5 protein-coding genes and 1 pseudogene are annotated in these 4554 nt (G+C 68.5%); 5 read left to right on the top strand and 1 reads right to left on the bottom strand.

Annotated features, from left to right (window positions below; all coding sequences use genetic code 11):
- Positions 1-95 precede the first annotated feature (95 nt).
- Together miaA and QMO14_RS32840 are read left to right on the top strand one after the other, a co-directional pair.
- Positions 96-956, top strand: a complete 861-nt coding sequence (gene miaA, locus QMO14_RS32845; protein ID WP_301512308.1) for a tRNA (adenosine(37)-N6)-dimethylallyltransferase MiaA — start codon at positions 96-98, stop codon at positions 954-956.
- On the top strand, positions 953-1615 hold the full coding sequence (locus QMO14_RS32840; RefSeq protein ID WP_301512307.1) for an ABC transporter ATP-binding protein: 663 nt from the start codon (positions 953-955) through the stop codon (positions 1613-1615). The genes miaA and QMO14_RS32840 overlap by 4 nt, the downstream gene beginning before the upstream one ends.
- 9 nt (positions 1616-1624) lie before the next feature.
- On the opposite strand, the gene QMO14_RS32835 is transcribed toward QMO14_RS32840, so the two are convergent.
- A complete protein-coding gene (locus QMO14_RS32835) occupies positions 1625-2590 on the bottom strand; it encodes a threo-3-hydroxy-L-aspartate ammonia-lyase (protein ID WP_301512306.1) in 966 nt (321 codons plus the stop codon).
- A gap of 127 nt (positions 2591-2717) precedes the next feature.
- Here QMO14_RS32835 and QMO14_RS32830 point away from each other — a divergent pair, with 127 nt between their 5' ends.
- The 3 genes and pseudogenes from QMO14_RS32830 to QMO14_RS32820 all read left to right on the top strand — a co-directional run.
- Complete coding sequence (locus tag QMO14_RS32830; RefSeq protein ID WP_301512305.1) at positions 2718-3416, top strand: GntR family transcriptional regulator; 699 nt, start codon at positions 2718-2720, stop codon at positions 3414-3416.
- On the top strand, positions 3413-4288 hold the full coding sequence (locus QMO14_RS32825; RefSeq protein ID WP_301512304.1) for a phytanoyl-CoA dioxygenase family protein: 876 nt from the start codon (positions 3413-3415) through the stop codon (positions 4286-4288). Before QMO14_RS32830 ends, QMO14_RS32825 begins: the two co-directional genes overlap by 4 nt.
- Before the next feature lie 5 nt (positions 4289-4293).
- Positions 4294-4554: pseudogene (locus QMO14_RS32820) on the top strand (flagellar biosynthesis protein FlgA); the annotation flags it as partial.

Below are 4554 nucleotides of genomic sequence, written 5' to 3'. Positions count from 1 at the left end.
GGGCCGGGCCGCATCCACCACTGCATGCGCGCTATCGGCATGGCCGAGGCGGTGTTCCCCGTCGTCAAGGGCGTGCACCGGATTGTGAGCAAGCCATGAAACTGCTGATGATCGACAACTACGATTCCTTCACCTACAACATCGTCCAGTACTTCGGCGAGCTGGGTGCGGACGTGCAGGTGCACCGCAACGACGAGATCACGGTCGAGCAGATCGGCGAGCTGATCGCCTCGGGCGTGACGCGGCTCATCGGCGAGATTCGCGCGCGCGGCGCGCTGCCGCTGCTGGTGGGCGGCACCATGCTGTATTTCAAGGCGCTGTTCGACGGCATCGACGCGATGCCCGCGGCCGACGCCGCGGTGCGCGCGCGCATCGACGCCGATGCAGCCGCACTCGGCTGGCCGGCGATGCACGCGCGGCTCGCGCAGGTCGATCCGGTCACGGCCGCCCGGCTCGCGCCGCAGGACAGCCAGCGCATCCAGCGCGCGCTCGAAGTGTGGGAGAGCAGCGGCCAGCCGCTATCGAGCTTTCATGCGAGCGACAACAAGACCGCCAGCGCGGTCGAAGGCGGCGTGCTGTTCTCTCTCGAACCCGCCGATCGCGCCTGGCTGCACGGCCGCATCGCCGAGCGCTTCGACGCCATGCTGACGGCAGGCTTCCTCGACGAGGTGCGAGCCCTTCGCGCGCGCGGCGACCTTTCGACCGACCTGCCCTCGATGCGCTGCGTCGGATACCGGCAGGCTTGGGAAACGCTCGGTGCGGCCGGCAGCTCGGCGCCCGACGCCAAGGCCATGGCCGACCTGCGCGAGCGCGGCATCGCAGCCACGCGCCAGCTCGCCAAGCGGCAGATCACCTGGCTGCGCAGCATGCCGCAGCGCACCGTGATCGCCTGCGACGCTCCCGATGCGGTGCAGACCGCCGTTCAACTCATGGCAAAGACCATCGCCCGCAGATGACGCTTCGCATATCCAACCTCGGCAAGCACTATGGCCAGAACGGCGTAGTGCCGGTCTTCGAGAACGTGACGCTCAGCGTCGAGCCCGGAGAGTTCGTCGCCATCGTGGGCGAATCGGGCGTGGGCAAATCGACGCTGCTCAATTGCATGGCCGGCCTCGACAGCTGGGACCAGGGCTCGGTGACACACGACGGCACCGACATCGGCGCACTCGACGGCGAAGCCTGCGCGCTCTGGCGGCGGCGCCATGTGGGCTTCGTGTTCCAGGCCTTTCACGTGCTGCCGCATCTCGACGTGGCGCAGAACGTGTCGCTGCCGCTGATGCTGCTGGGCCAGCAGAAGGACAACGACGGCCGCGTCGCCCACATGCTCGAAGCAGTGGGCCTGCCCGGCATGGGCGCGCGGCTGCCGCAGACGCTGTCGGGCGGCCAGCTGCAGCGGGTAGCCATCGCACGCGCGCTGGTGCACCGCCCCGCCCTGCTGCTGGCCGACGAGCCCACGGGCAACCTCGACCCGTCCACCGCCGCGAAGGTGATGGAACTGCTCATCGGCCAGACCCGCGAGCACGGTGCCTCGCTGGTGCTGGTGACGCACTCCGAAAGCGCGGCGGCCCGGGCCGACCGCCTGCTGCACCTGACGGCCAGCGGAATCCGCGACTGAGCTTGCTGATTACTGCTGCGGCGCGATCAGCGCCGCGAAGCGCGACAGGTCGACGTTGCCGCCACTGATCACGATGCCCACGCGCCGGCCCGCAATGGCCTTGCCCGCCGCGATCGCGCCCGCGAAAGCGAGGCAGCCGGTGGGTTCCACCACCATCTTCATGCGCTCGGCGAAGAAGCGCATCGCGTCGACGAGCTGCTCGTCGGTGACGGTGAAGATGTCGTCCACGTCGCGGCGGATGATGCCGAAGGTGTACTCGCCCAGGTGCTGCGTCTGCGCGCCATCGGCGATGGTCTTCGGGGTTTCGATGTGCACGATCTTCCCGGCGCGCAACGACTGCTGGCCGTCGTTGCCCGCCTCGGGCTCCACGCCGTAGACCTTGCAATCAGGCGACAGCGCGCGCGCCGACAGCGCCGAGCCCGACAGCAGCCCGCCGCCGCCCAGGCACACGAACAGGTGGTCGAGCGGCCCGGTTTCCTCGATCAGCTCCTTCACCGCCGTGCCCTGGCCGGTGAGCACGTCGGGGTGGTCGTAGGGCGGGATCATCGTCATGCCGCGCTCCTGCGCGAGCTTCTTCGTCAGCGCCTCGCGGTCCTCGGTGAAGCGGTCGTACATCACCACCTCGGCGCCGTAGCCCTTGGTGGCGGCGACCTTGGCGGCCGGCGCGTCCTTCGGCATAACGATCACGGCAGGCATCTGCAGCAGGCGCGCCGACAGCGCGATGGCCTGCGCGTGGTTGCCCGACGAGAAGGCGATCACGCCGCCCTTGCGCTGCGTGGCATCGAACTTCGACAACGCATTGAAGGCGCCGCGGAACTTGAACGCGCCCATGCGCTGGAAGTTCTCGCACTTGAAGAAGAACTCGGCGCCCCAGCGCTCGTTGGCGGTGGAAGAGCGCAGCACCGGCGTGCGGTGGGCATGGCCTTCGAGCCGCGCGGCCGCGGCGATGACGTCGTCGTAAGTGGGTAGTTGCATGGGGTCGAGCTTAGCGAGACGTTTCGATCTTTTGCACGCCCGATGGGTAAAAACCCGCTATCCGCGGCAACGCCGGATTCCGTACTCTGTATACAGAGTTCAAAGAAACCGGCGCAAGGAGACAACCATGCCCGCCCAGCTCGTCAGCATCGAGGTCGCACCCGACCTCGTCGACCAGGTCTACCGCGCCCTGCTCGGCGCCATCAGCAGCGGCACGCTCGCACCCGGCGAGCGCATCACCCAGGAAGACATCGCGCAGCGCCTGTCGGTGTCGCGCCAGCCGGTGCTGCAGGCGCTGCGTCTGCTCAAGAAAGACGGCTTCGTGCTCGACGCGCCCGGCCGCGGCGTGCTGGTGGCACCGCTGGAAGCCGAGGCGATGCGCAAGGTCTATCAGGTGCGCGGCGCGCTCGACGCCCTGGCCGCCCGGCTGGCGGCACGGCAGCGCTTTCGCATCGACCCGAAACTCATCGAGCGCGGCCGGCGTGCCGCGCGCGGGCGCAACGTGGAAGCCATGATCGATGCCGACGTCGCCTTCCACCAGGCCATCTACGAGGCATCGGGCAATCCTCTGATCGCGCAGAGCGCCGATCCGCACTGGCGCCACCTGCGCCGCGCGATGGGCGCGGTGCTGCAGGCCGAGCCGCAGCGCGAAACGCTGTGGGACGAGCACGAGGCCATCGCCGACGCCATCGCGGCAGGCAACGCGGATCGCGCCGCGCGCCTGAGCGAGGAACACGTCTCGCGGGCCAGCGAGGCACTGAGCGAGCGGCTGCTGGCGCATGCCGCATCCACCCACACCCCCACGCAAAAAGGAGACAAGGCATGAAGCTCACCCCCGAGCAGCACGCGCAGTTCGAGCGCGATGGCTACCTGTTCTTTCCCGGCCATTTCTCGGCCGAGGAAACCAGGGTACTGACTGGCGCGGTGCCCGATCTCTACGCGAAGCGCGAGGCCTTCAACGTGCGCGAGAAAGGCTCCGACGCCGTGCGCACGAACTTCGCCGCGCACCTCGTGAGCGAGCCTTTCGCGCGGCTCGCGCGCCATCCGCGCATGGTCGAGCCGGTGACAGACCTCTTCGGCGAAGACGTCTACATGCACCAGTTCAAGATCAACGGAAAGATGGCCTTCGAAGGCGACGTGTGGCAGTGGCACCAGGACTACGGCACCTGGCTCAACGACGACCTGATGCCCACCGAGCGCGCGATGAACGTCGCGATCTTTCTGGACGACGTGAACGAGCACAACGGCCCGCTGATGTTCATTCCGGGCAGCCACCGCAAGGGCGTGGTCGATGCGAAGCATGACCTCACCACCACCAGCTATCCGCTGTGGACCGTCGACAACGACCTGATCCGCCAGCTGGTGGATCGCGCCGGCGGCAAGCACGGCGGCATCGTCTCGCCCAAGGGGCCGGCCGGTTCGATGATTCTGTTCCACAGCTGCCTGGTGCATGCCTCGGGCAGCAATCTGTCGCCCTTCAACCGCGTGGCGGTGTACCTGAGCCTGTGCGCCGTCAGCAACCACATCCGCCGGCACAAGCGCCCCGAATACATCGCGCACCGCGACTTCACCCCCATCGCGCTGCTGCCCGACGACTGCCTGCTGAAGCCCTACCCGGTGGATGTGCCATGGAAGAACGGCCTGCCCGAGAGCGCGCTGCGCACCTCGCTCGACGTGCTCGACACAGTGGAGGCCTGAACGACATGAGCCTCCACGCCCGCCTGCAGCAGCGCGCCGCCGAAGGCCGCCCCATCCGCATCGGCCTGATCGGCGCCGGCAAGTTCGGCTCGATGTACCTCGCGCAGATCCCGCGCACGCCCGGCGTGCAGCTGGTGGCCATCGCCGATCTCTCGCCCGACGCGGCGCGCGTCAACCTCGAGCGCGTGGGCTGGCAGTCCGGCCGCGCCGCGGCCGCATCGGTGCAGGAGGCGCTGAAGCAGGGCACCACCTGGATCACCGACGAC

The sequence above is a fragment of the Variovorax sp. CAN15 genome, from assembly GCF_030462475.1.
In the GTDB taxonomy this organism is placed as follows: Bacteria; Pseudomonadota; Gammaproteobacteria; order Burkholderiales; family Burkholderiaceae_C; genus Variovorax.
Note: the sequence above shows the minus strand (reverse complement) of the source record. Positions and strands in the feature narration are given on the sequence as shown.

What these genes read in the sequence shown, in the direction of transcription:
- miaA (WP_301512308.1), top strand. Translation starts at nt 96, where the DNA reads ATGAAACTGCTGATGATCGACAACTACGATTCCTTCACCTACAACATC.
- QMO14_RS32840 (WP_301512307.1), top strand. Translation starts at nt 953, where the DNA reads ATGACGCTTCGCATATCCAACCTCGGCAAGCACTATGGCCAGAACGGC.
- QMO14_RS32835 (WP_301512306.1), bottom strand. Translation starts at nt 2,590, where the DNA reads ATGCAACTACCCACTTACGACGACGTCATCGCCGCGGCCGCGCGGCTC.
- QMO14_RS32830 (WP_301512305.1), top strand. Translation starts at nt 2,718, where the DNA reads ATGCCCGCCCAGCTCGTCAGCATCGAGGTCGCACCCGACCTCGTCGAC.
- QMO14_RS32825 (WP_301512304.1), top strand. Translation starts at nt 3,413, where the DNA reads ATGAAGCTCACCCCCGAGCAGCACGCGCAGTTCGAGCGCGATGGCTAC.